The 24,593-nt window shown below is 73.4% G+C and carries 19 protein-coding genes; 11 read left to right on the forward strand and 8 right to left on the reverse strand.

Going from position 1 to position 24,593, the window contains the following annotated elements; translation table 11 throughout:
- Nucleotides 1-3 precede the first annotated feature (3 nt).
- Nucleotides 4-3,318 (forward strand): error-prone DNA polymerase, encoded by a 3,315-nt coding sequence (locus tag AMA02S_RS13580; RefSeq protein ID WP_067457359.1) that lies wholly within the window; start codon nt 4-6, stop codon nt 3,316-3,318.
- Nucleotides 3,319-3,323: 5 nt separating this feature from the next.
- Here AMA02S_RS13580 and AMA02S_RS13585 read toward each other — a convergent pair whose 3' ends face one another.
- Nucleotides 3,324-4,751: a polysaccharide deacetylase family protein gene (locus AMA02S_RS13585; RefSeq protein WP_157430567.1), complete on the reverse strand. Its 1,428-nt coding sequence runs from the start codon at nt 4,749-4,751 to the stop codon at nt 3,324-3,326.
- 267 nt (nt 4,752-5,018) lie between these two features.
- Here AMA02S_RS13585 and AMA02S_RS13590 point away from each other — a divergent pair, with 267 nt between their 5' ends.
- Nucleotides 5,019-7,136: a protein kinase domain-containing protein gene (locus AMA02S_RS13590; RefSeq protein ID WP_067457365.1), complete on the forward strand. Its 2,118-nt coding sequence runs from the start codon at nt 5,019-5,021 to the stop codon at nt 7,134-7,136.
- A 21-nt stretch (nt 7,137-7,157) separates the two neighbouring features.
- Here the strand turns inward: AMA02S_RS13590 and AMA02S_RS13595 are convergent, their stop codons facing one another.
- Nucleotides 7,158-9,320 (reverse strand): MMPL family transporter, encoded by a 2,163-nt coding sequence (locus tag AMA02S_RS13595; protein ID WP_067457368.1) that lies wholly within the window; start codon nt 9,318-9,320, stop codon nt 7,158-7,160.
- 163 nt (nt 9,321-9,483) lie between these two features.
- Complete coding sequence (locus AMA02S_RS13600; protein ID WP_067457370.1) at nt 9,484-10,413, reverse strand: Ppx/GppA family phosphatase; 930 nt, start codon at nt 10,411-10,413, stop codon at nt 9,484-9,486.
- 88 nt (nt 10,414-10,501) lie between these two features.
- Between AMA02S_RS13600 and AMA02S_RS13605 the strand changes: the two genes are divergently transcribed.
- Entirely contained in the window at nt 10,502-10,924 is a 423-nt protein-coding gene (locus AMA02S_RS13605) for a PH domain-containing protein (protein ID WP_067457373.1), read from the forward strand.
- 37 nt (nt 10,925-10,961) lie between these two features.
- On the opposite strand, the gene AMA02S_RS13610 is transcribed toward AMA02S_RS13605, so the two are convergent.
- A complete protein-coding gene (locus tag AMA02S_RS13610; protein WP_067457376.1) occupies nt 10,962-11,174 on the reverse strand; it encodes a hypothetical protein in 213 nt (70 codons plus the stop codon).
- A gap of 79 nt (nt 11,175-11,253) precedes the next feature.
- Nucleotides 11,254-12,384, reverse strand: a complete 1,131-nt coding sequence (locus tag AMA02S_RS13615) for a glycerophosphodiester phosphodiesterase (RefSeq protein ID WP_067457379.1) — start codon at nt 12,382-12,384, stop codon at nt 11,254-11,256.
- A 258-nt stretch (nt 12,385-12,642) separates the two neighbouring features.
- On the opposite strand from AMA02S_RS13615, the gene AMA02S_RS13620 reads away from it, so the two are divergent.
- Complete coding sequence (locus AMA02S_RS13620; RefSeq protein ID WP_218004953.1) at nt 12,643-14,223, forward strand: alkaline phosphatase D family protein; 1,581 nt, start codon at nt 12,643-12,645, stop codon at nt 14,221-14,223.
- 97 nt (nt 14,224-14,320) lie between these two features.
- Nucleotides 14,321-14,776, forward strand: coding sequence for a hypothetical protein (locus AMA02S_RS13625; RefSeq protein WP_067457386.1), 456 nt, complete (start codon nt 14,321-14,323; stop codon nt 14,774-14,776).
- A gap of 9 nt (nt 14,777-14,785) precedes the next feature.
- Here the strand turns inward: AMA02S_RS13625 and AMA02S_RS13630 are convergent, their stop codons facing one another.
- Entirely contained in the window at nt 14,786-16,186 is a 1,401-nt protein-coding gene (locus tag AMA02S_RS13630) for an FG-GAP repeat protein (RefSeq protein WP_067457389.1), read from the reverse strand.
- Nucleotides 16,187-16,255: 69 nt separating this feature from the next.
- The gene (locus tag AMA02S_RS13635) at nt 16,256-17,050 is read right to left on the reverse strand and encodes an aldo/keto reductase (RefSeq protein WP_067457551.1); all 795 of its coding nucleotides are present in this window, start codon (nt 17,048-17,050) and stop codon (nt 16,256-16,258) included.
- Between the two features lie 391 nt (nt 17,051-17,441).
- Here AMA02S_RS13635 and AMA02S_RS13640 point away from each other — a divergent pair, with 391 nt between their 5' ends.
- Entirely contained in the window at nt 17,442-18,866 is a 1,425-nt protein-coding gene (locus AMA02S_RS13640; RefSeq protein WP_084265115.1) for an APC family permease, read from the forward strand.
- A complete protein-coding gene (locus tag AMA02S_RS13645) occupies nt 18,866-19,774 on the forward strand; it encodes an acetamidase/formamidase family protein (protein WP_067457392.1) in 909 nt (302 codons plus the stop codon). Before AMA02S_RS13640 ends, AMA02S_RS13645 begins: the two co-directional genes overlap by 1 nt.
- 57 nt (nt 19,775-19,831) lie before the next feature.
- Here AMA02S_RS13645 and AMA02S_RS13650 read toward each other — a convergent pair whose 3' ends face one another.
- Entirely contained in the window at nt 19,832-20,497 is a 666-nt protein-coding gene (locus AMA02S_RS13650) for a GAP family protein (protein ID WP_067457557.1), read from the reverse strand.
- A 397-nt stretch (nt 20,498-20,894) separates the two neighbouring features.
- Between AMA02S_RS13650 and AMA02S_RS13655 the strand changes: the two genes are divergently transcribed.
- Genes AMA02S_RS13655 through AMA02S_RS13670 form a run of 4 tightly spaced genes read left to right on the forward strand, consistent with a single transcriptional unit; the run spans nt 20,895 to nt 24,412 of the window.
- Nucleotides 20,895-21,608, forward strand: coding sequence for a (Fe-S)-binding protein (locus AMA02S_RS13655; RefSeq protein ID WP_067457560.1), 714 nt, complete (start codon nt 20,895-20,897; stop codon nt 21,606-21,608).
- A gap of 5 nt (nt 21,609-21,613) precedes the next feature.
- The gene (locus AMA02S_RS13660) at nt 21,614-23,080 is read left to right on the forward strand and encodes a LutB/LldF family L-lactate oxidation iron-sulfur protein (protein WP_067457563.1); all 1,467 of its coding nucleotides are present in this window, start codon (nt 21,614-21,616) and stop codon (nt 23,078-23,080) included.
- Nucleotides 23,077-23,700: a LutC/YkgG family protein gene (locus tag AMA02S_RS13665; RefSeq protein ID WP_067457395.1), complete on the forward strand. Its 624-nt coding sequence runs from the start codon at nt 23,077-23,079 to the stop codon at nt 23,698-23,700. Before AMA02S_RS13660 ends, AMA02S_RS13665 begins: the two co-directional genes overlap by 4 nt.
- Before the next feature lie 49 nt (nt 23,701-23,749).
- Nucleotides 23,750-24,412, forward strand: coding sequence for a fused DSP-PTPase phosphatase/NAD kinase-like protein (locus AMA02S_RS13670; RefSeq protein WP_067457398.1), 663 nt, complete (start codon nt 23,750-23,752; stop codon nt 24,410-24,412).
- Nucleotides 24,413-24,593 lie beyond the last annotated feature (181 nt).

The raw sequence follows: 24,593 nt of genomic DNA on the forward strand, positions 1-24,593 counted from the left end.
CGGATGACCGGCTGGCACAATCCGCCGATCCCGTGGCGGGAGTTCGAGGAGCGGCTGTCCTGGCGGGGCCCCAAAGGGACGGACAGGCCGCCGGAGCCATATCCGCCGCGTCCCGGACGCCCGGAACCCGGGCGCTCGGAACCCGGGCGCCCGGAGCTCGCGGCGTCCGGCGGCGTGCCGTGGGCCGAGCTGCACTGCCACTCCTCGTTCAGCTTCCTGGACGGGGCGAGCCACCCGGACTCGCTGGTCGCCGAGGCGTCGCGGCTGGGCGTCGAGACGATGGCGATCACCGACCACGACGGGATGTACGGGGCGGTGCAGTTCGCGCGGGCCGCCGACGAGGCGGGCGTCGGGACGGTGTTCGGCGCGGAGCTGAGCCTCGGCCTCCCGGGCCCGCAGACCGGGGAACCCGACCCGGCGGGCCGGCATCTGCTGGTCCTCGCCCGCGGTGCGCCCGGCTACGCGCGGCTCTGCTCGGCGATCACGGCGGCGCAGCTCGCGGGCGGCCGGAAGGGCCGCCCGGTGTACGACCAGGACGCGCTGGCCGGGGCGCATGACGGGCACTGGGCGGTGCTCACCGGCTGCCGCAAGGGCCCGGTCCCGGCGGCGCTGGCGGCGGGCGGCCCCGCCGCGGCGGAGCGGGAGCTGCACCGGCTGATCGGCATGTTCGGGCGCGGCAACGTGTTCGTCGAGCTCGTCGACCACGACCAGCCCGGCGACGACCACCGCAACGACGTCCTGTTCGCGCTGGCGGCCCGTGCCGGGGTGGACACCGTCGCGTCCAACAACGTGCACTTCGCGGCGCCCGGCCCCGACGCCCGGCTGGCGCAGGCGATGGCCGCCGTCCGGGCCCGGCGCGGCCTGGACGACATGGTCGGGTGGCTGCCCGCGGGTGGCACCGCGCACCTGCGGAGCGGCGCGGAGATGGCGGCCCGGCTGGCGCGCTTCCCCGGCGTCCGCGAACGGACGGTCGACCTGGCGCGCGAGTGCCTGTTCCGCTTCGACGTGGTCGCGCCCCGGCTGCCCGACTGGCCCGTCGGCGACGGGCACACCGAGGCGAGCTGGCTGCGGCACCTGGTCGCGGACGGGGCGCTCCGACGCTACGGGCCGCCGGACGCCGAACGGGTCTCCGGCGCGTACGCGCAGATCGCCAGGGAGCTGGACGTCATCGAGGAACTCCGCTTCCCCGGCTACTTCCTGATCGTCCACGACATCGTGGAGTTCTGCCGGCGCGAGGGCATCCTGTGCCAGGGGCGCGGGTCGGCGGCGAACTCGGCGGTCTGCTACGCGCTCGGCATCACCGGCGTCGACGCCGTCCACCACGGGCTGCTGTTCGAGCGGTTCCTGTCCCCCGGCCGCGACGGCCCGCCCGACATCGACCTGGACATCGAGCACCGCCGCCGTGAGGAGGCCATCCAGTACGTCTACGGCAAGTACGGGCGGGAGTGCACGGCGCAGGTCGCGAACGTGATCAGCTACCGGCCGCGGATGGCCGTCCGCGACGCCGCCCGCGCGCTCGGGTTCTCTCCCGGCCAGCAGGACGCCTGGTCGAAGAGCATCGACCCGCGCGACCCGGTGGGCACCGAGACGGGCATCCCCGCGCCCGTGCTGGAGCTGGCGGACCGTATGCAGCGGCTGCCGCGGCACCTCGGCATCCACTCCGGCGGCATGGTGATCGCCGACCGGCCGGTCGGCGAGATCTGCCCGATCGAATGGGCCTCGATGGCGGACCGCAGCGTCCTGCAGTGGGACAAGGACGACTGCGCGGCCGCCGGGCTGGTGAAGTTCGACCTGCTCGGCCTCGGCATGCTCGCCGCGCTGCACGACTGCTTCGACCTGGTGGCCGAGCATCACGGGCGGCGCCACGACCTCCAGTCGATCCCGCCGGACGATCCCCAGGTCTACGAGATGCTGGGCGACGCCGACACGGTCGGGGTGTTCCAGGTGGAGTCGCGGGCGCAGATGGCGACGCTGCCGCGGCTGAGGCCCCGCGAGTTCTACGACCTGGTGGTGGAGGTCGCGCTGATCCGGCCGGGGCCGATCCAGGGCGGGTCCGTCCACCCGTACCTGCGGCGGAGGAAGGGGCTGGAGCGCGCCACTTGCCCGCACCCGCTGATGGAGCCCGCCCTGTCACGGACCCTCGGAGTGCCGCTGTTCCAGGAGCAGATGATGCAGTTGGCCGTGGACTGCGCCGGCTTCACCCCGGCGGAGTCCGACCAGTTGCGGCAGGCGATGGGCGCCAAGCGCGCGCCCGAGCGCGTGGAGCGGCTCCGGCGCCGCCTCCTGGACGGGATGGCCGAGCGCGGTATCCCCGCCGACGTCGCCGAGAACGTCTACGAGAAGATCCTGGGCTTCACGGGGTTCGGGTTCCCCGAGTCGCACGCGCAGAGTTTCGCCCACCTGGTGTACGCGAGCGCCTGGCTGAAGCGGCACTTCCCGGCCGCGTTCACGGCGGCGCTCGTCCGCAACCAGCCGATGGGGTTCTACAGCTCGCAGAGTCTGCTGGCGGACGCCAAGCGTCACGGCGTGGTGGTGCGGGGTGTGGACATCAACGCCAGCGGCGTCCACCCGACTCTGGAGGAGCCCATCGACGTGGACTGCCCCCACCCGCACGCACCGGCCGAACCACAGCCCGCGATCAGGGTCGGCCTGAACGGGATCCGCAACCTGGGCACCGAGACGGCGGAGACCATCGCGGCGGGACGTCCCTACACGAGCATGGAGGATCTGGCGCGGCGCGTCCCGCTGTCCGCGGCGGCCCTGGAGGCGCTCGCCACGGCCGGTGCGTTCGACTGCCTCGGGCTGTCGCGCCGCGAGGCGCTCTGGGCGGCGGGTGCGCTGGCGGGTTCGGGGCCCGGCCGGCTCGAAGGGGTCACACCGGGGGTGACCGCACCCGCCCTACCGGCCATGACGCCGATCGAGGAGACCCTGGCGGACCTGTGGGCGACGGGCGTCTCCCACACCCACCCCGTCGCGCACGTCCGGGAGACGCTGGACGAACTGGGGGCCCTGTCGTCCGAGCGGCTCGCGGGCGCCCCAGCCGAGACGAACGTCGTCGTCGCCGGGCTGGTCACCCACCGGCAGCGACCGCCGACCGCCGGCGGCATCGTCTTCATGACGCTGGAGGACGAGACGGGCATCATCAACGTCGTCTGTCCCCCGCAGGTGTTCCAGCGACACCGCGCCCTCGCCGTCGACTCGCAGGCGCTGCTGGTCAGCGGACGGCTGGAACGGGCCGACGGCGTCACCAACATCCGCGCGACACGGCTGCGGCGGCTGCCGGTCCCGGGCAGGGTCCGGGCCCGCAACTTCCACTGACCGGCTCACATGCCGGAGAAGTGCCCTCCGGTCGGGACCTCCCGGTCGGCCATCAGCTCCGACACGGTGACGAAGCTGTAGCCCTGGCGGGCAAGGCGCGCCAGGATCTTCGGTACCGCGTCGATCGTCGGCCTGCGGCTCTCGTGCAGCAGGACGACCGCGCCCGGCCTGGCCCGCTCCATCACCCGATCGGCGATCTTCCCGGCGTCGCGCACGTGCCAGTCCCCCACGTCGATGCTCCACAACACCTGCACCAGGTCGAGGGACTTGGCGACGCCCGCGACCGTGCTGTTCGTGGCGCCGAACGGGGGGCGCAGCAGGGTCGGGCACTTGCCGAGCGCGGTGCGCAGGATGTCCTGCGTGCGCTGCACGTCGGAGTTGATCTGCATGGTGGGCAGCCGGGTCAGGTCGCGGTGGCCCTGGGTGTGGTTGCCGAGCTCGTGGCCCGCGGCGGCCGCGTCGCGCAGCAGCCCGGGGTCGGCGGCGGCGTTGTCGCCGACCACGAAGAACGTGGCGCGGGCCCGCCGCTCGGCGAGCGTCCGCAGCAGCCCGCGCGTGTACTGGCCGGGGCCGTCGTCGAAGGTGAGCGCGATGCACTTGGCGTGCGCGCAGTCGACCGGCCCCGGAACGGGCCGGGCCGCCGCCAGCTCGGGGGCCGACGCCGCCGAGCGTGCCGGGGGCGCGAGCGCCGCGTCCCGGGCGCGCCGCCCGAACGCCGACAGCATCGGCTCGTACACCTCGCGGCCGAGCGTGACGGCCACCCGTCCCGCCGAGCCGGGCGCGACGGTGTAGTCGCCGAACTCCACCACCAGGTCGCCGGCCTCGTTGAACGCCAGCGACGGGAACGTCGCCTCGGCCGCGCGCACCTGCGCCGGGTTGGCCCGTGAGCCGAGCCGGTCGCGGACGCTCTCGGCCAGCGCGGTCAGCCCGGCCCGCCCGTCGATGAGGTCGGCGGAGGAGTGGGCGGTGTGGGTGACGCCGTCGTACCAGAGCGTCCGCCGGGCCTCGCCGCCGGACACGCCGAGGTACTGCCACGTCACCAGCCGCACGCCCACCACCTGGTGGGACGCCGCGGTCAGCGACCACTGCACGTTCAGTTCCGGGACTCCGCCGTCGGCCAGCGGCGGCGCGCTGGTCGTGAGGGCGGTGAACGGGCGGATCTGCTCGTCCACGGCCGCGGCGAGCCGCTTGGTCAACGCGTCCGCGCCGGGCACCCGCGGGTAGGCGGCGTAGACGCGGCGCGTGGTGTCCTGTTCGAAGCGGGTCAGGGCGGTCAGACCTGCGACGGAGGCGGGGTTGACGGTGCGGACGGCGGTGTCGTCGACGATCCGGCGGCCACGCCGTTCGGGGTCCCCGGCGCAGCCCGCGAGGGGCAGCGCGGTCAGCAGAGCGGCGGACACCGCGGCCGCCACCCTGACCCTTGGGACGATCACCGTTTTCCCCTACTGAGCCGCACTGGTTCGATCTTGAGTTGATCCAACTGGTTCGCCAGGGTATGCCCGGTCGCGTCCAGGATCACCGTCTGGACGGCCGGCGAACGGAGTTTTGCCGTGCACCGATGGGGTCTTGGGAAAGCGTTGACCTTCGCCGCCTCTGGCCGTGACGCCCCGTCCTCTGTCATCGTGGGGGCCGAGGGGGGCCGCGTGCCGCCGTGGTGGCGGCCGCCAAGACGTGGCTCTTGGGGGCCGAAAGGATCGCCGATGGAGAGCCCACCTTCCCGTCCGGGCGTCGCCGCGTCGCTGGGCGGGCTGCGACCGGACGACCCCACACGGGTCGGCCGGTACCACATCGAGGCCAAGATCGGCGAGGGTGGGATGGGCGCGGTCTACCTCGGCCGCGACGCGGGCGGCCGGCCGGTGGCGGTGAAGGTCGTGCGCTCCGAGCTGGCGGGCGACCGCACGTTCCTCGCCCGCTTCCACGACGAGGCCGCGAACGCCGAGCGGGTCGCCTCGTTCTGCACCGCGCAGGTCCTCGAACACGGCGACGACCTCGGCATGGCCTACATGGTCACCGAGTACATCGACGGGCCCTCCCTGCTCCAGCACGTGTCGGAGAACGGCGCGCTGTCGCCGGGGATGCTGCACGGCGTCGCGGTCGGCGTGGCCGCCGCGCTCGTCGCCATCCACAGCGCGGGGCTGGTGCACCGCGACCTCAAACCCAGCAACGTGCTGCTGTCCATCTCCGGGCCGCGCGTGATCGACTTCGGCATCGCCCGGGCGCTGGACATGGCGAGCTCCCACACCCGCACCGGCCAGGTCGTCGGCACCCCCGGCTGGATCGCGCCCGAGCAGATCCTGACCCAGCAGGTCACCCCGGCGGTGGACGTGTTCGCCTGGGGCTGCCTCGTCGCCTACGCCGCCAGCGGGCGCAACCCGTTCGGGCACGGCTCGTTCCAGATCATGGCGGCCCGCGCCGTGCACGCCGAGCCGGAGGTCGGCGACCTGCCGGCGCCGCTCGCCGGGCTGGTCCGGTCGTGCCTGCGCAAGGAGCCCGAGCAGCGCCCGTCGGCCCGCGACCTGCTGCTCGCCCTGGTCGGCGGCGCCGGCGAGGCCGCCGTGAACACCACGCTCGGCGAGGCATGGACGGCGCCGCCCCCGGTGACCGTCCAGGCGCCGGCACCCGCCCCGGCACCCGCCCCGCCCGCTCCTGCACCCGCCCCACCGCCCCGGCCCTCGCCGCGACAGGAGTCGCCACAGCAGGCGCAGATGCCGCCGCCGGCACCGCCGACGACGCAGCAGCCGGTGGAACGTCACACCGAACCGTCGTACGAGCGCCGCACGGTCCCCGCGGAGGCGCACCTTCCGCCTCCCGCCCCGCACGCCTTCCCGATCGCGGAGCCCTCCACGTGGGAGGCCCCGATGACACAGGACGGAAGGGAGTCATCACCCCGCCGCTCCCGGATGGTGGCGGCGGGCGTGCTCGCCCTGCTGCTCGCCGGGGGTATCGCGGGAGGCGCCTACCTGCTCACGCGCCCGGAGAAGAAGGCGAAGCCGGCCTCCAGCGCGCCGGGGTTCCCCACCGGGGCGATGCTCGTCCGAATCGACACCGCGCCGGGATGGCCGGACAAGTGCCACGGAGACATCGGCACCTACAAGCCCGGGGACGCGGCGCCGAAGACGCTCATCCGGGGCCCGCAGTGCGACATGCTGCCCGTACGGTCGCCGGACGGCACGCGCATCGCGTTCACGCGCAGGGCGGTCGGCGCCTCGGCGGCGTGGGTGGCGAACGCCGACGGCAGCGGCGCGCGGAAGGTCGCCGACATCGCGGGCGGGCGGGTCACCTGGTCGCCCGACGGGACACGGCTCGCCTACGTCGGCAAGCAGGGCGCCACCTCCCAGCTCTACACCGTCGGTCTCCAGGACGGCTCGACCACCCCGCTCACCACGGACTCGTCCGCGAAGGACGACCCCATGTGGTCCTCAACCGGGCGGCTGGTGTTCTGGAGCAAGCGCGACGGCACCGAGCAGCTCTACACCCTCGATCCCGACCATCCCACGGACCCGTGGACGAAGCTCAGCCGGGACGGGGTCCGCGCGGTCGACCCCGCGTGGTCCCCCGACGGCTCCAAGGTCGCCTACACGCGTGGCGCGTCCCCGCACTCCGACATCTGGGTGATGAACGCCGACGGGTCCGGCGCCCGCCCGCTGACGCGGGCGGGCGAGCACGAGATGGACCCGGGATGGTCCCGCGACGGCCGCTGGGTCTGCTACGTCCAGGGGGCGGTCGAGAAGCCCGAGGTCCGCGCGGTCCGCGCCGACGGCACCGACGACCGCACGGTCACCCCCGCCGGCCGCACCTTCGGCCACCCGAGCTGGTAGCGGGTTCGTCGGTCGCCGCCGTCAGTCGCCGCCGACGCCTGCGGGCGCCTCCTCGGGAGTGGCGGGGACGGGGTCGGCCTTGGCGAGGGCGCTCGGCCACCACATGTGCCGGCCGACGTCCAGGTTCAGTGCGGTGACCAGCACCGATCGGACGACGAAGGTGTCCAGTAGCACCCCGAACGCGACCGTGAAGCCGAGTTCGGTGACGAACACCAGTGGCAGCGAGCCGAGCGCCGCGAACGTCCCGGCGAGGACGGCGCCCGCGGAGGTGATGACCCCACCGGTCGCCGAGAGCCCGATCAGCGAGCCGCGCCGCGTCCCGTGCTGCTTGGACTCCTCGTGGACGCGCGTCATCAGGAAGATGTTGTAGTCGGTGCCGAGCGCCACCAGGAACACGAACGACCACAGCGCGAACGACGGGTCGGCCGAGGCGAACCCGAGCACGTGATGGAAGACCAGCGCGCTGACCCCGAGCGCCGCGGCGTACGAGAGCACGACCGTCGCCACCAGGAGCAGCGGGGCCACGATCGCGCGCAGCAGCACCGCGAGGATGAGGAACACCACGACCAGGACGATCGGGATCACCACGTTCTGGTCGCGGTGGGAGGCGTCGCTGATGTCGAGGGTGACCGCCGAACCGCCGCCGACCTCGGCGTCCGCGCCGGGGACGGCATGGACGGCCTCGCGGGCCCGTTCGATGGCGGTGAAGCCGCGCTGCCCGTCCGGTGCCGCGGTGAGCGTTCCCTCAAGGTAGACGAGACCGTCGACGGGCTGTCCGGGTCTGTTCCCGGCGAGCTTGACGTCGGTGATGTCGGGGACCTTGGCCAGCGCCGCGCTGACGGCGTCCTGCGTCCCGGCCTTGGCGACGACCTGGACGGGCGAGCCGCTGCCCGCCGGGAAGTGCTGCACCAGCGCGGCCTCGCCGGTGACCGAGTCGGGCTTGCCGGCGCTGAAGGCGTCCTTGTTCTGCAGCGAGCCCGTCTTCAGCCCGAACAGGCCGAACGCGAGCGCGCCGAGGATCACGGCGGTGGTCACCCAGGTGACGCGGGGGCGCCGGGCGACGAACGTCCCGACGCGTGCCCAGATGCCCTGCTCTGTCGGCTCGTCCGAGCCGTGCGTCGGCCGCTTGGGCCAGAACACCCAGCGGCCGCAGATGACGAGGAGCGCGGGCAGCAGCGTGACCATCGCGGCCAGCGCGACGACGACGCCGATCGCCATGACCGGGCCCATGCTCTTGGTGGAGTTGAGGACGGCCATCAGCAGGCACAGCATGCTGATGGCGACGGTGGAGCCGCTCGCGATGATCGCGGGCCCGGCGCGGTGCAGCGCTATCGCCATCGCCTCGTGCCGGTCGCGGTGCCGCCGCAGTTCCTCCCGGTAGCGGGCGATCAGCAGCAGGGCGTAGTCGGTCCCGGCACCGAAGACCAGGACGGTGAGGATGAACGCGGCCTGCCCGTTGACCGTCAGCCCGGCGTTCTCGGCCAGCAGGTACACCACGGCCTCGGCCGCCATCAGCGCGACGCCGACGCACAGCAGCGGCGCCAGCCACAGGATGGGGCTGCGGTAGGTGATCAGCAGGATCGCGATGACGATGGCGGCGGTGATGAGCAGGAGCGTCTTGTCGAAGCCGGAGAAGACGTTGCTGAAGTCGCCTCCGTACCCGGCGGGGCCGGTGACGTGGGTCTTCAGGCCCGGATCGCCGTTCTGCACGATGTCGCGGTAGTCCTTGACCGCGGGTCCGAGCAGATCCCATCCGTCGTTGCCCATCTTGACGTTGACGATGGTCTGGATGGCCTTGCCGTCCTTGGCGGTGACGGGGGGCTGCACGGCCTCGGTGATCGGCCGGGGCGGCGCCGAGCCCTTCGGGTCGCCCATGACGGCCTTCAGCCGCGGCACGTCCGCGGCGGCCTTGGCCTGGTCGGCGGCGGTGACGGGGGCACCGTCACGGTGGTAGACGACGACGGCGGGGATCGTGTCGGCGGGCACGAACTTCTCGGCCGCGTCGACGACCCGCGTGGATTCGGCGTCCTTGGGCAGCCAGGCCGACGCCTCGTTGGTCTGCGCGCCGGTGAGCTTGCCGGCCATCGGCACCGCGATGGCGAGGATCACGATCCAGATCCCGAGGACGATGTATTTGCTGCGCCTCCCACAGGGCAGGGAGGAAAAACGGTTCGCGCCGGTCATGAGATCTCCGAAACCCCCTGGGGAGTGAGCCGCCCGCCTATTCCTTACGTCGACACACCCGGAGACGTCAAGACATATCGCGTTTTTTCACGAAAAGGTAAAGTGGACATTCAGGTACACGACGCAGCTCAGCCGGGGCGCGACCGGATCCGGACAGCCGATCTCAGGCGGTGATCATGTCGAGCCGGCGCAGGATCACGCCCTCGCGCAGCGCCCACGGGCAGACCTCCAACTCGGCCAGCCCGAACAGGTCCATCGCCGCGTCGGCGACGATCGCACCCGCCGGAAGCTGCGGAGCGCGCCGTTCGGACACCCCGGGCAGCGCGGCACGCTCACCCGGCGGCATCAGCGCGAGCTTCTCGGCCCACTCGGTCAGGTCGGAGTCGCGCAGCACCCGCCGCTGGTACGGTCCATCGGCCGAGGGCGACGCGCCGCCGATCCGCGCGAGCTGCTTGAACGTCTTGGACGTGGCGACCGCGTGGTCGGGCGGCCCGTACCGGGCGACCTCGCCGACGTGCCTGGCGATCTCCGCCCGGACGTGCCGCCGCAGCTTGCGCACCTCGTCCGGGGACGGCGGGTCGGCGCTGAACCAGTCGCGGGTGAGCCGCCCCGCCCCGAGCGGCAGCGAGAACGCCGCGTCCGGCTCCTCGTCGATGCCGACCCCGATCTCCAGCGAGCCGCCGCCGATGTCCACGACCAGCAGCCGCCCCGACGACCAGCCGAACCAGCGGCGGACGGCGAGGAACGTCAGCCGCGCCTCCTCCTCACCCGACAGGGCGCTGATGTCGACCTGCGTCTCGGCCCGGAGCCGCGCGAGGACGTCCTCACCGTTGGAGGCGTCCCGGACGGCGGACGTGGCGAACGCGACGAGGTCCTCGACCCCCTTGTCCTCGGCGATCTGCAGGGCCTCGTCGACGAACGCGCGCAGCCGTGTCTCGCCCTCCTCCGACAGCCGGTCCCCGTCCTCCAGGTGGGCGGCGAGGCGCAGCTCTGCCTTGTGGGAGAACGCGGGCAGCGGCCGCGCCCCCTGATGGGCGTCCACCACCAGGAGATGCACGGTGTTAGATCCCACGTCCAGCACGCCGAGTCGCATGAGGATGACGCTATCGGACGGCCTCCGTACAAGTTCGGGCAGATCAGCATTGATGAGGATAGAACTCACTTGCCGCTACGGTGGCGGCATGGAGGGTGACATCAGGACGGCGCGGCGCTGGCGGGTGCGGCCGAAGCAGATCGTGGCCGAATGCGCGGCGGCCGCGGCGGTGACGGTGCTCGCCGTCCTCTCTGCCGGGGACGTGCAGCGGCTGCTGCTGGCGGGCGTCGCCGCGGCCGGCCTGGCCGCGCTCGCGCTGCGCGACCTGCTCGTTCCCGTCCGGGTGGCGGCCGACCGGGACGGCGTCACGGTCGTGACGGGCTACGCCGGGCACCGCCGCATCCCCTGGGACGAGGTCATCGCCATCCGGGTGGACGAGCGGCGCCGGCTCCTCCTGCACACCCGGCTCCTGGAGATCGAGACCGCGGACGATCTGCACCTGTTCAGCGCGTTCGACCTCGGCGCCGACGTCCACGACGTGGCCGACGAGCTCTACCGCCTCCGCCCCTGACCCGCGGCGGCGGGCGGGGTCCGGCCGGGCCCAGCGCTCAGTCCATGTCCAGGTCGGCGAGATCGACGACCTCCGCCAGTTCCTCCACGGACGGGTAGTAGCCGACGAGAGCGCCGCGCCTTGTCACCAGGAAGGCCGTCTCCCCGCGCACCCCCGCGAGGTCGGCCCACACCCGGTGCGCCCCCGTCAGGCGCACCGCCACCACCTGAAGCCCCCCGGGCCCGGCCCAGCCCTTCCGATCCTCCCCCATGCACAGAACGTTACGCTCCGCGACTTTCTGTGATAGAACCAGGTCGGGACGGGCATGGGTGGGCCCGGGAGGCGCGGCGTCAGCCGTCGAGGAAGTCGCCGCGGGCGGCCACGGCGGTGTCGGGGTTGTCGCTGAAGAGGCCGTCGATGCCGGCCTCGAAGAACGCGTCGTACTCCTTGAGGGCCTGGCCGTAGTCGGACGGGACGGTTCCGACGCGCAGGTCGGCGGGCAGGAACTGGTTCTCGTTCCGGAACGTGTACGGGCCGACCTTCAGCGTCGCGGCGTGGGCGTCCTTCACCAGCGAGGTCGGCGCGCCGAGGGTGCCGTCCGCCTTCAGCGAGATCACCAGGGACTTGTCCGGGCCGATCCACTGCGCGTAGGTGCGGATCTCCCGCAGCCCGGCCGGTGTGATCATCTCGGCGAAGGTCGGGCCCGTGCCGGTCGCGATCGTGTCGTAGGGGGCGCCGCCGGCCGACAGGTCCTGAAGCCCGGGGACGCGCAGCGACCGGTGCAGGATGCGCAGGCTCGATGGCTCGAACGACTGGACGATGGCGCGGCCGTCCCGCTTGTCCAGCCCGTTGTCCTTGAGGGCCTTGACGAGCCCGCCCTCCAGCGGCAGGCCGATCGAGCGGAAGTACGTCGGATGCTTGGTCTCCGGGATGACGCCGATACGGCGGTGGTACTTGGCGCTCAGCCCTTCGGCCAGGTCGATGACCTCCTGGAGGGTCGGCACCTGATAGCGGCCGTTGTACAGCGTGTTGCGCTGCCGGACGGACGGGAGCCGCTCGACGGCCCGCAGCGTCTTCACCTCGGCGAGCGTGAAGTCCTCGGTGAACCAGCCGGTGACCTTCGTGCCGTCGATCGTCTTGGTCGTCCGGCGGGACGCGAACTCGGGGTGGTCCTTGACGTCGGTGGTGCCGCCGATCTCGTTCTCGTGCCGGGCGATCAGCACACCGTCCTTGGTGGGCACGAGGTCGGGCTCGATGTAGTCGGCGCCCATCTGGACGGCCAGTTCGTACGACCCGACAGTGTGCTCGGGGCGGTATCCGGCCGCGCCGCGATGCCCGAAGATCGTCGGCTCCTTCGCGTGCGGCGCCGCCTCGGCGGCCCCCATCGCACCGCCCACCACGCCGCCCACCATGGCGCCCGGCAGCAGTACCGCCACGGCCGCCAGGAGCGCGGCCCTCTTCCCCGTCACACGCGCGAGCATGTCGGCTCCTCTCGCGGCGGCATCCCGGGCGTCCGTCGCCGGAGATCACCGCCGCGGGGACGGTACCGCCCCCGCGGTGACGGCCGGGGCAACCGTGACGGGCGGCCCGGTGAACGGGCGCGGCAGGTCCGGCACGAGTCCCGGAGGGGCCCTCCGGTCGCGGACCCGCTCGGCCCGGGCGCCACGGCGACTTCACGCTCCGTTGCCTTGATGGTCGGTTCCGGCTCAATCAGGTGATCTGCACTGAGTGGTGTGGACATGACACGCAGGACGTTCCTGGCCACCACATCGCTCGCCGGAGCGGCCCCGGTGGTGCCCGCCCGGCCAGAGACACCGCCGGTCCGGCCGGAGACGCCGCTCGTTCCCGCGGCGCGCCGGTCGTTCCGGACGTCCGGGCCGTTCGAGCTCGGCGTGGCGTCCGGGGAGCCCGATTCGGGCGGGTTCGTCCTCTGGACACGCCTCGCGCCCCGCCCTCTCGCCGACGACGGGCACGGTGGCATGCCCGATCGCGACGTCACGGTGGAGTGGCAGATCGCCGAGGACGAGCTGTTCCGCCGGGTGGCGCGCAGCGGCCGGGCGACCGCGCGCCGGGCGGAGGCCCACAGCGTGCACGCCGAGGTGGGCGGCCTGCGGCCGGGTGCGGAGTACTTCTACCGGTTCCGCGCGGACGGGCACGTCTCGCCGACCGGTCGCACCCGGACGGCCCCGGCGGCCGGCGCGTCGCCCCCGCTGACGTTCGGGGCCGTGTCCTGCGCGTACTACGAGCACGGCTACTTCACCGCCTACCGGCGGCTCGCCGAGCGGCATCCCGACCTCGTGTTCCACCTGGGCGACTACCTGTACGAGGACGCCGCGGGCGCGCACGAGACGCTGCCGATCGTCCGAAGGCACACCCCCGGCAAGTGCCGGACGCTCGCGGACTACCGCCGCCGCCACGCCCAGTACCGTGCCGACCGTGACCTGCAGGCCGCGCACGCCGCCGCGCCGTGGGCGGTGATCTGGGACGACCACGAGGTGGAGAACAACTGGGCCGGGAACGTTCCAGGCACGGAGGTTCCGGGGTTCCCCGAGCGCAGGCGCGCCGCGTTCCGCGCCTACTACGAGCACATGCCGCTGCGCCCCTCCGCCGTCCGGCGGAACGGCCGGATCCGGCTGACGCGGCGGCTGGACTGGGGGGCGACGGCGGCGCTCCACCTGCTCGACACCCGGCAGTTCCGCTCCGACCAGCCCTGCGACGACGGGCTGCGCGAGGGGTGCGACGACCGGCTGGACGGGCGGCGCGCCCTGCTCGGCCCCGCGCAGCTCCGCTGGCTGGAGGCGGGCCTGCGCGGCTCGCGCGCCCGCTGGAACGTCCTGGCCCAGCAGGTGTTCCTCGCCCAGCGCGACCACCGGCTCGGCCCCGGCCGCAGGATGGCACTGGACGGCTGGGACGGCTACGCCGCCGAGCGGGACCGGCTGATGCGCGCGCTGGCCACCTCCGGCGCGGCGAATCCCGTCGTCCTCACCGGCGACGTGCACGTGGCGCACGCGTGCGACCTGCTCGCCGACTTCGACGACCCGTCCTCGGCCCGGATCGGCGTGGAGCTGGTCGCCACGTCCGTCGCCAGCGACGGTGACGGCTACGCCGACCCTGTGGAGAACGCCGCCGTCCGCGCCGAGAACCCGCACATCGCCTTCATCGACCAGCGCCGCGGCTTCCTCCTGGCCAGGGCCGGCGCGGACGAGCTGCGGGCCGAGTTCCACACGCTCCCCCACGTCACCCGCCGGGGCGCCCCGTCCTCCGTCGCCGCCGCCTTCACCGTTCCGTCCGGCGCGCGTTCCCTGGGGGCCTGGCGCTGACCGGAGGCCGCCCCGAGGTCCGCCGGCACGGGACGGAACCCCGGGCGCGCCGGGCGCGTCCAAGGTCTGCCCCGTTGTCGCTCCCGAAGGGGGAATCATGGCGGCCTTGAAACTCCGCCCGTTCCTGGTCACGCTGCTCATCCCGTGGGCCGCCGCGTTGGCGGCGTGCGGATCGGGTGCCTCCGCGGGCACCGGGGGCCCGCCCGATGGCCCGACGGTCACGCCGGGGACGGCGTTCACGCTCGCGCCGGGCCAGACCGCGCGCCTCGACGGCGGTGGGCTGACGGTCCGGTTCGACGGTGTGAAAGACGACAGCCGGTGCCCCGTCAACGTCACCTGCGTGTGGGCGGGCGACGCGACCGTGATGGTGTCGGTGACCTCCGGGGAGGGACGGCCGGCGGCACGCGAGTTGCACGTCACCGCCCCGGCCGCGAAGACGACGGCCGTCTCCGGGTACGTGGTCGGGCTGGTCGGCCTGGCTCCGGAGCGGCGGTCGCAGAGCCCGGTCTCCCCTGGTGACTACCGCGTGCAACTCCGGATCGACAAGGGCTGACCCCCCGCGTCAGCCCAGGGAGTAGCCGGTCAGGCCCCGCGGGGCGAGCGGCAGTGGCCGCACCCTCGCGGACAGGCCGGGCAGGACGAGCACGGCGCCGGCGAAGTCGTGGGCGCCCGGCGCCCCGACGAGCAGGTCCCGGCGGCGGATGGACAAGGCGTCACCGAAGCGGCTGTAGGGGCCGAACGGTGAGGTGACCGTCCTCGCACCGCCCCGCCCGGGGAAGATCCGGACGGTGCCGTTGCCCGGCGCGCCCGCCGCCAGGTCGGGGACGCCGTCGCCGGTCAGGTCGCCCGCGGCGAGAGCGGAGCCGAGACGGTCGTAGCGGCCCCGCCCGGTCCGGGTGGCGCCGAGCTGCCGCATGTCCGGCCCGGCGAGGATCTGGACGGCGCCCTCGGCGTAGGCGGCCGAGTCGGCGCGGTCCTCGCCGGGGGCGCCCACCGCGAGGTCGTCGCGGCCGTCGCCGTCGAAGTCGGCGGCGGCGAGCGCCGAACCGAAACCGTCGGCGCGTTCGGGTGTGCCGTCCACGTCCGGTTCGTCCTGCGAGACATAGTTCGCGGACCGTTCCAGCGGATCCAGGACGGTCACCGTCCCCGCACCGCGCGCGCCGTCGCCCGGGGCTCCCGCGGCGATCTCGGCGCGGCCGTCGCCGTCGAAGTCGCCGGCGGTCAGCACGGTCCCGAAGCCGTCGGTGTCGGCCGCCGACTGGTTCACCCAGGCCGTCCGCTGGGTGATGAGGGGTCCGGGCCGCAGCGCACGCCCCTGGAGGCCGAAGACCGCGACGCCACCGCCGCCCTTCAGCCCAGGCAGGCCGACGATCAGCTCGTCATCGCGATCGTGGTCGAGGTCGGCGGCGGCGAGGGAGGCCCCGAATCGGTCCGTGCCGTAGGGGCGGTGGAAGGCACGGACGGTCAGCACCGCACCCGGACGTAGGCCGGACGGGGTGCCCGCGAAGATCTGTACGGCGCCGGCGCCCTCGGCTCCCGGCCCGCGCGCGCCGTGCACCTGGTCCGGGATGCCGACCGCGAGGTCGTCGCAGCCGTCCCGGTCGAAGTCGCCGGCGGCGAGCGCGGCACCGAACCCGTCACCGCGACGTGCCGCCTCCTCCCGCGACAGCCAGGCCACCCCCGAGGCGGCGCGGATCGCCACCGCACCCGCGCGGGTCTGGCCGCGGACGGTCGCGTACGGGGCGCCGGCGGCCAGGTCGGGCGCACCGTCGCCGTCGAAGTCGGCGGGTGCCCGGCCCCGGCACGGCCCGGCCCGGGCCGTCGCGGCGGCGACCTGCACGGGGACACGGTCAGGAGCGGGACGCACGGCGGCCATGGGGGCGGACGCTCCGGCGGCCGTCGCCAGCGCGACGGCCGGGGCCAGGCGTCCTGCGACGGTGGCGCGGCGGGGGACGATTCTCACATCCGCAACGTCCCCGGCGGGTGGAACGCCCGATCACCGGGCGGGTGGCCGGACGGTGAACCCGGGCGGTCAGCCCGTCACGTTGAACGTGGCGGGGTCCGGGCCAAGGCGGACTCCCTTGTCCAGTTCGCCGATCGCCTTCATCTCGTCCGGGCTCAGCTCGAACCCGAACACGTCGATGTTCTCGGCGATCCTGGACGGCGTCACCGACTTCGGGATGACCACATCACCGATCTGGATGTGCCAGCGCAGCGCGACCTGGGCGGGGGTGCGGCCATGGGCCCGCGCGATGGCGGCGAGCGCCGGGTCGTCCAGCAGGCCGCGGCCCTGCCCGAGCGGCGCCCACGCCTCGGTGTGGATGCCGTGCTCGCGGTGGAAGGCGCGCAGGCCGTCCTGCTGGAAGTAGGGGTGCAGCTCGATCTGGTTGATCACCGGGGCGACGTCGGTCTCCGCCAGCAGCCGCCGCAGCGTCTCGACCGTGAAGTTGGAGACGCCGATCGAGCGGACGCGGCCGTCGGCCTTGAGCTTCTCGAACGCGCGCCAGGTGTCCAGATAGCTGTCGCGGGACGGCATCGGCCAGTGGATCAGGTAGAGGTCCAGGTACTCCAGCCCGAGGCGGGCCATGCTCGCGTCGAAGGCGCGGAGTGCGCTGTCGTGGCCGTGGTCGCTGTTCCACAGTTTGGTGGTGACGAACAGCTCTTCGCGGGGCAGCCCGGACTCGCGCAACGCCCGGCCGGTGCCCTCCTCGTTCTGGTACGCGGCCGCGGTGTCGATGCTGCGGTAGCCGTTCCGCAGCGCCGTGGTCACGGCGGTCTCGGCCTCGGCGTTGGAGACCTGGAACACCCCGAAGCCGAGCTGCGGCATCGAGTTCCCGTCGATGAGGTCAACGTTCGGTACGGTCACGGTTTCGTGTCCCCCCTTGAGCGGTGCAGGTGCGGGGGCTCGTGTGCCCAGGAATGGACCGTCCAAATCCGGTGATCACCGGCCCTCTCCTCCGGCATGGGCGGAACACGCGGGCGGACCCGCTCGGCGAGGCGGCGCAGGGCATCCTCGGTGATCGCGAACTGCCGCGCGGCGACGCGGGCGGCGGTCTCGACGTCGCCCTAGATATTCAATCTTTCACCACTTATTCTCGCACCCGCATCCGTCCGGCCGGCCCGGAGGAAGGACCGCGGAACCGCACCGGCCACCGCCGGAGAGCCGTTTCGCGGCCCTCGACGCCCACGAAGCGGACCCCTGAAAGGCGTGTGCGCACATGACGACCCGTTCCGAGCCCGCGGGCTCCCCCGTCCCCGGTTCCGGCCCCGGTTCCGGCCCAGGCGAGCAGACCCTGGAGTCCTTCGGCTACTCCCAGGAGCTCAAACGCTCGCTCGGCCTGCCCGACCTGGTCATCTACGGCCTGGTGATGATGCTCCCGATCGCGCCGTTCACCATCTTCGGCGCCGTGTTCAACGAGTCCAAGGGCATGGTGGCGCTGACCTACCTCATCGGGCTGGTGGCGATGCTGTTCACCGCGCTCAGCTACCGGGAGATGTCGCGCGCGTTCCCCATCGCCGGGTCCGTCTACTCCTACGCCGGACGCGGCATCAACGACAAGGTCGGGTTCCTCGCGGGCTGGGCGATCCTGCTGGACTACCTGCTCGTCCCGACCCTGCTGTACGTGATGAGCGCGGCGGCGCTGAACTCGCTGTTGCCGGAGGTCCCGCAGTGGTCCTGGGTCGTCATGTTCGTGGTGGTCAACACCACGATCAACTTCCTGGGCATCGAGTCGACGGCGCGGCTGAACCGGATCTTCCTGTTCGCCGAGCTGGTGGTGCTGACGCTGTTCATCGGGTTCGGCGTCGCCGCCGTCGCCCGCGGGGAGAACGGCGCGCGCTTCTCCTTCGACCCGCTGGTGAACGCCGACCTGCTCACCCCCGGCCTGATCTTCGGGGCGCTGTCCATCGCGGTGCTCAGCTTCCTCGGCTTCGACGGGATCTCCACGCTCTCCGAGGAGGTCAAGGGCGGTGCCCGCGATCTCGTCGGCCGGGCCACGCTGGTGGCGCTGTGCCTGGTCGCGGCCCTCTTCGTGCTCCAGACATGGGTCGCGGCGCTGCTGGTGCCGGGCCGCACCGGGTTCGACGGGGACGAGGCCACCAACTCCGCGTTCTACGACATCGCCTGGATCGCGGGCGGCGGCTGGCTCAAGGACACCACGGCGGTCGCCGCCGCGCTCGCCACCGGTGTCGCCAACTCGCTCGTCGCGCAGGCGGCCACGTCCCGGCTGCTGTTCAGCATGGCCCGCGACCGCAAACTGCCCGCGTTCCTCGCCTACGTCCACCCGACCCGCAAGACGCCCGAGCGCGCCATCCTGTTCGTCGCCGCCGTGTCCCTCGCCCTCGGGCTCTTCTTCACCGGGCAGATCAGCCTGCTGTCACAGCTGGTGAACTTCGGCGCGCTGTTCGCGTTCCTGATGCTGCACGTCGCCGTGTTCGTGCATTTCAAGCTGCGCAACCGCAGCACCCGCTGGCACCTGCACGTGCTGGCTCCGGCGCTCGGCCTGATGATCACGGGCTCGGTACTGTGGCACGCCGACGCCGACGCGAAGATCGGCGGTCTGGCCTGGCTGGGCGTCGGCGTCCTCGTGCTGCTGTTCTACCGGCTCTCCGGCCGCGGTACCGACCTCGCTTTGGAGGACTGATGCACATCCGCCGCACCAGCGCGCACAACGCCTGGGACAACGCGATCCCGCCCGTCGCGGCCCTCGTCCCGGAGGCCGAGATCACCGTCGACACCGGCGACGCGAGCGGGGGTCAGCTCGGCCCCAGCGCGGGCACCGCCGAGGTCGCCGCGCTCGATTTCGCCCGCGTCAACCCGGTGACCGGCCCGTTCCTGGTCGAGGACGCCCGCCCCGGCGACGCCCTGGTGATCGACATCCTGGACATGACGGTCGGCGACTGGGGCTGGACGGCCTGCATCCCCGGGTTCGGCCTGCTCGCCGACGACTTCCCCGACCCGCACCTGCGCATCTCCAAGATCGCGGACGGTTGGGCCGAGCCGCTGCCGGGGCTGCGCGTCCCGGTCGTCCCGATGATCGGCACCATCGGGGTGGCACCCCCCGAGCCCGGCGCGCACTCGATCGTCCCGCCGCGCCGCTGGGGCGGCAACATGGACATCCGGCACATCGGACCGGGCGCGCGGCTCGTCCTGCCCGTCGGGGTGGACGGCGCGCTGCTGTCCCTCGGCGACGCGCACGCCGCGATGGGCGACGGCGAGGTGTGCGGGACCGGCGTCGAGACCGAGGCGTCCGTCCGGCTCCGGGTGGGCCTGCGCCGCGGCGCCGCCCCGGCGACCCCGGTCGTCGAGACCGACCCGCGCACGCACCGCTCCGGCCCCGCCCTCGCCACGACCGGCATCGGCCCCGACCTGATGCGGGCGGCCAAGGACGCGACCCGCAACCTCGTCGACGAGGTCGTCGCCCGCACCGGCCTGGCCCCCGTCGACGCCTACCTGCTCGCGAGCATCGCCGCCGACCTGAAGATCTCCGAGATCGTCGACGTCCCCAACTGGATCGTCTCCGCGCATCTGGAGCTCTCCCTGCTCGGATGACGATGAGTCTCGGCCCACGGCCGCCCGGCCCTGGCATCGCCTCCGGTCCTGCCCGGATCAGTCGATGAGCCCGCCGATGCCCTGGCCCAGCAGGACGACGCCGATGACCAGCAGCAGGACCGACACCACGGTCCTGCTGTTCGGCTCCAGCCACGCGCGCAACGCGTCCAGCCGGGGCCGCCACCGCTCGGCGTCGACGAGGTAGACGATCACCGGGACGGCCACCCCGCACGCGGCGAGGATCGAGAAGACCGCGACGGCCACGACCTCCTCACCGATGCTCAGCAGACCCTGCGACACGACGATCCCGGCGGCGACGAACATCAACGCGTTCGTCGGATTGATGATCGACAGCAGCAGCCCCCGCTGGGCGGCCTTCACCGGTGAGAGGTCGTCCAGGAGCCCCGGGACGTCATGCCGTCCGGTCCGGCGGGAGGTCCACTCCCGAGCGGCGATGGTCAGCACCAGCACGCCCAACAGCAGCACGATCCATGACACCGGTGACTTCGGTTCGCCGGTGTCGGAGTTCATTCCAATGACGTTCGCGATCACCACGAGCAGCGTCGTCGCGGCCACGATGCCGACCGTCCACCCCGCTAGGAAGCCGAGCGCCGCGTCCCTCGCCCGTGGCGTCAGCAGCAGGGCGATGACCGCGATGATCGGGATCGGGCTGATCGCCACCCCCAGCGTGAGGGGCAGCAACGCCCGGATGACCTCGCCCATCTCGCCCCCCGTTGTCCACCCCCCGCCGCTCGCCTCGACGGCCATACCCACCCTCACCAGGTGCAACCGATCGGGTTCGCACCGCGTGTCCACCATCGTCAGCACGTCCTCGTTCCGTGCGAACTTCTCGGCGGGGTCCGTCGTTGTCCCTTCGGGTTCCCCGGCCGTCACGGTGGCCGGCGAGCGAACCCCATCAGGACGGCCGGCTGCCCGGGTGGGGACGGTGCGGCAACGCACGGTCCGGGCGCCGGCCGTCCTCTTGCGCCGTCCCGCAGCCGGATGGGGCGCGCCTGTCCGGACTGGCGCGGCGCTGATCGGGTACGACCCCATCGAGTTCGCGGCCGGGGTCACGGCGGTGCCCGGTGCGGCGGCCGGCACTGGCCGGAGGGGAGACGGCGTGAAGGTCGCACTGTTCCTCACGTGCGTGAACGACACGATGTACCCGGGGACGGGCCGCGCGACGGTGCGGCTGCTGCGCAGGCTCGGCCACGATGTGGACTTCCCGCTCGCGCAGACGTGCTGCGGCCAGATGCACCTCAACACCGGATACCGGCGGCAGGCGCTCCGCCTGGTGGAGGGGTTCGCCGAGACGTTCGCCCCGTACGAGGCGGTGGTGACGCCGTCGGCGTCCTGCGGCGCGATGATCCGCGACTGGCATCCGCGGCTCGCGCCGCGCGCCGCCGGCGTCGCGTCCCGCGTGTACGAGCTGTCGGAGTTCCTCGTGGACGTGCTCGGGGTCACCGATGTCGGCGCGTACTTCCCGCACCGCGTCGCCTACCACCCGACGTGCCACTCGCTGCGGATGCTGCGCGTCGGCGACCGCCCGCTGCGGCTGCTGCGCGAGGTCCGCGGCCTCGATCTGGCCGACCTGCCGGACGCCGCCGAGTGCTGCGGCTTCGGCGGGACGTTCGCGCTGAAGAACGCCGAGGTGTCGGCCGCGATGTGCGCGGACAAGGTCGCCGCCGTCCGCCGGACGCGCGCCGAGGCGCTGTGCGCGGCCGACAACTCCTGCCTGGCGCACATCGGCGGTGCGCTCACCCGCACCCGCGCGGGCGTCCGGACCGTCCACCTGGCCGAGATCCTCGCCTCCACCGAGGGGGACCCGCGGTGACCGCGATGCCGACCTACCTCGGGATGCCCGCCTTCCCCAAGGCGGCGGCGCGGGCGGTGAACGACGCGCGGCTGCGCGGCAACCTCGCCCGCGCCACCGCCACGATCCGCGGACGGCGCACCGCCGCCGTCGCCGAACTGGAGGACTGGGCGGAGCTCCGCGAGTCGGGCCGGCAGATCAAGGACCACGTCCTGGCGAACCTCGGCCACTACCTGCGGCTGCTGGAGGAGAGGGTCACCGGTGCGGGCGGCACCGTCCACTGGGCGCGGGACGCCGCGGAAGCCAACCGGATCGTCGCGGACCTGGTGAAGGCGACCGGCCAGACCGAGGTCGTCAAGGTCAAGTCCATGGCCACGCAGGAGATCGGGCTGAACGAGGCGCTCGCCGCGCAGGGCATCGCCGCCTACGAGACCGATCTCGCGGAACTGATCGTCCAGCTCGGCGACGACCGGCCCTCGCACCTGCTCGTCCCGGCCATCCACCGGAACCGGTCCGACATCCGCGACATCTTCCTGCGTGCCATGGAGGACGCGCCCGCGGGCCTGACGGACTCGCCCGCCGAACTGGCCGAGGCCGCGCGGCGGCACCTGCGGGCCAAGTTCCTATCGGCGAAGGTCGCGGTCTCGGGCGTCAACTTCGCCGTGGCCGACACCGGGACGCTTTTCGTCCTGGAGTCGGAGGGGAACGGCCGGATGTGCCTGACACTCCCCGACACGCTCATCTCGGTGATGGGCGTGGAGAAGATCGTGCCGACCGTGCGGGACCTGGAGGTCTTTCTCCAGCTCCTCCCCCGCTCGTCCACGGCGGAGCGGATGAACCCCTACACCTCCGCCTGGACGGGCGTCCACCCCGGCGACGGACCGCGCGACTTCCATCTCGTCCTGCTCGACAACGGCCGCACCGACACGCTCGCCGACGAGGTCGGACGGCAGGCGCTGCGCTGCATCCGCTGCTCGGCGTGCCTCAACGTGTGCCCGGTGTACCGGCGGGCGGGCGGCCACGCCTACGGCTCGCCCTATCCGGGGCCGATCGGCGCGATCCTTTCGCCGCAGATCAGAGGTATCGGGTCGGCGGTGGACGCGTCCCTGCCCTACGCGTCGTCGCTGTGCGGGGCGTGCTTCGACGCGTGCCCGGTCGCGATCGACATCCCCGAGGTGCTCGTGCACCTGCGGGCCCGCGTGGTGGAGCGGGGACCGCGGCGTCCGCTGGAGCGCGCCGCGATGGGGGCCGCCGGGTGGACGCTGCGCTCGCCCACCCGCCTGGCGCTGGCGCAGCGCGCCGCGGCCGCCGGCGGCCGCCTGGTCGCCCGCCGCGGCCGGATCCGGCGGTTGCCCGGCCCGCTCGGCGCGTGGACCGAGACCCGCGACGCGCCCGTACCGCCCCCCGAGTCGTTCCGTGCCTGGTGGACGCGCACCGGCGGCGGCACGGACCGCGACACAGGGGGCCACCCGGGCGCGGAGGCGGATCGGTGAGCGCGCGGGAGGAGATCCTCCGGCGGATCGAGCGGGCGGCGCCCTCTCGTCCGGCCGCCGAGGTCGCGGCCTCCTATGACCGGATCGACCGGAACTACCTGCGCCGCCACCACGAGGGAGACGAGGAGAGCACGGTCGGGCTGTTCGCGGCGCGCGTCGCCGACTACCGGGCGACCGTCCTGCGCGTGCCCGCGGCCGACCTCCCGTCGGCGATCCCCGGCCGCCTGTCCGCGCGGCCGGGCGCCTACGCGGTGCCCGCCGGGCTCCCCGCGGAGTGGACGGCCGGCGTCCGGATCGTCCGCGACCCCGCCGCCGGGGATCTGGACGGGCTGGCCGGCGCCGTCACCGGCTGCGCGGTCGCCATCGCCGAGACGGGCACGATCATCCTCGACCACGGACCGGACCAGGGACCCCGCGCGCTGTCGCTCGTCCCGGACTTCCACCTGATCGTCGTCCGGGCCGGGCAGATCGCCGCCGACGTGCCCGAGGCACTCGAACGGCTCGACCCGCTCCGCCCGCTGACGCTGGTGTCGGGGCCGTCCGCGACGAGCGACATCGAGTTGTCCCGTGTCGAGGGCGTGCACGGCCCCCGGACCCTGGATGTGCTGGTCGCGCAGTGACCTGAGCGTTCGCGTCCGGGCGCCGTGGGGGCGCGGTTATGCTCGGCGGATGCGGTCGCGCCGGCGGATTCTCGGATGGTCCCTGCTCGGTGGCGTGGCGTTCTACGCGCTGGCGTGGACGGGCGTGAGCCTGACCATGCTCGGGATGAGCGGGTCCGCGCGGGCGGAGGAGTCGGCGCGGGCCGGGCTGCGCGAGGCCCCCGGGATCGGGAAGTTCGCGGTCGTGGACGACCACCTGTGGCGCGGCGCCGCGCCCACCACCGACGGGTACCGGTGGCTCGCCGCACAGGGCGTCCGGACGGTCATCGACCTGCGCGCGGAGCACCTGCCCGCCGAGGTGCTCGCCCGTCCCGGGCGGGCGGGCCTCACGGCGGTACGGCTCCCCCTGCGGGACGGGCAGGCCCCGTCCCCGCAGCAGGTCGGGCGATTCCTGTCGGAGGTCGGCCGGGCGCGCGGGCCCGTGTTCGTGCACTGCGGCGCGGGCGTCGGCCGGACGGGCGCGATGGCAGCCGCCTACCTGGTGCGGACGGGACAGGCGGACGCCGGCACCGCGGCGCGGCGCAGCCTCGCGCTGGGTCCGCCGACACTCGAACAGCTGTCGTTCATGCGAGGGCTCGGCGACCGGCGGGCCGGTCGGCCGCCCGCGGCGGTGGTCGCGCTCAGCCGCGTGGCCGATTCCCCGCGCCGGTCATGGGCCCGCCTGACGAACTGAGTTGCGAAATGGGACGAGGTGTGCAGGGTGACGAGCGCGGAACGGTTTACCTCCCGGAGGTTGACATGAGGCGCCCGGCGACGGTTGATAGCTATGAACAACATGGTCACGGAGAGGCTGGCCTGTAGGGGCCAGGCTGTGGGATGGGGCGTGTTGTCCCGCCTTATTGACGAATGACCCT

It is taken from the genome of Actinomadura macra NBRC 14102 (assembly GCF_001552215.1).
Lineage (GTDB): Bacteria > Actinomycetota > Actinomycetes > Streptosporangiales > Streptosporangiaceae > Spirillospora > Spirillospora macra.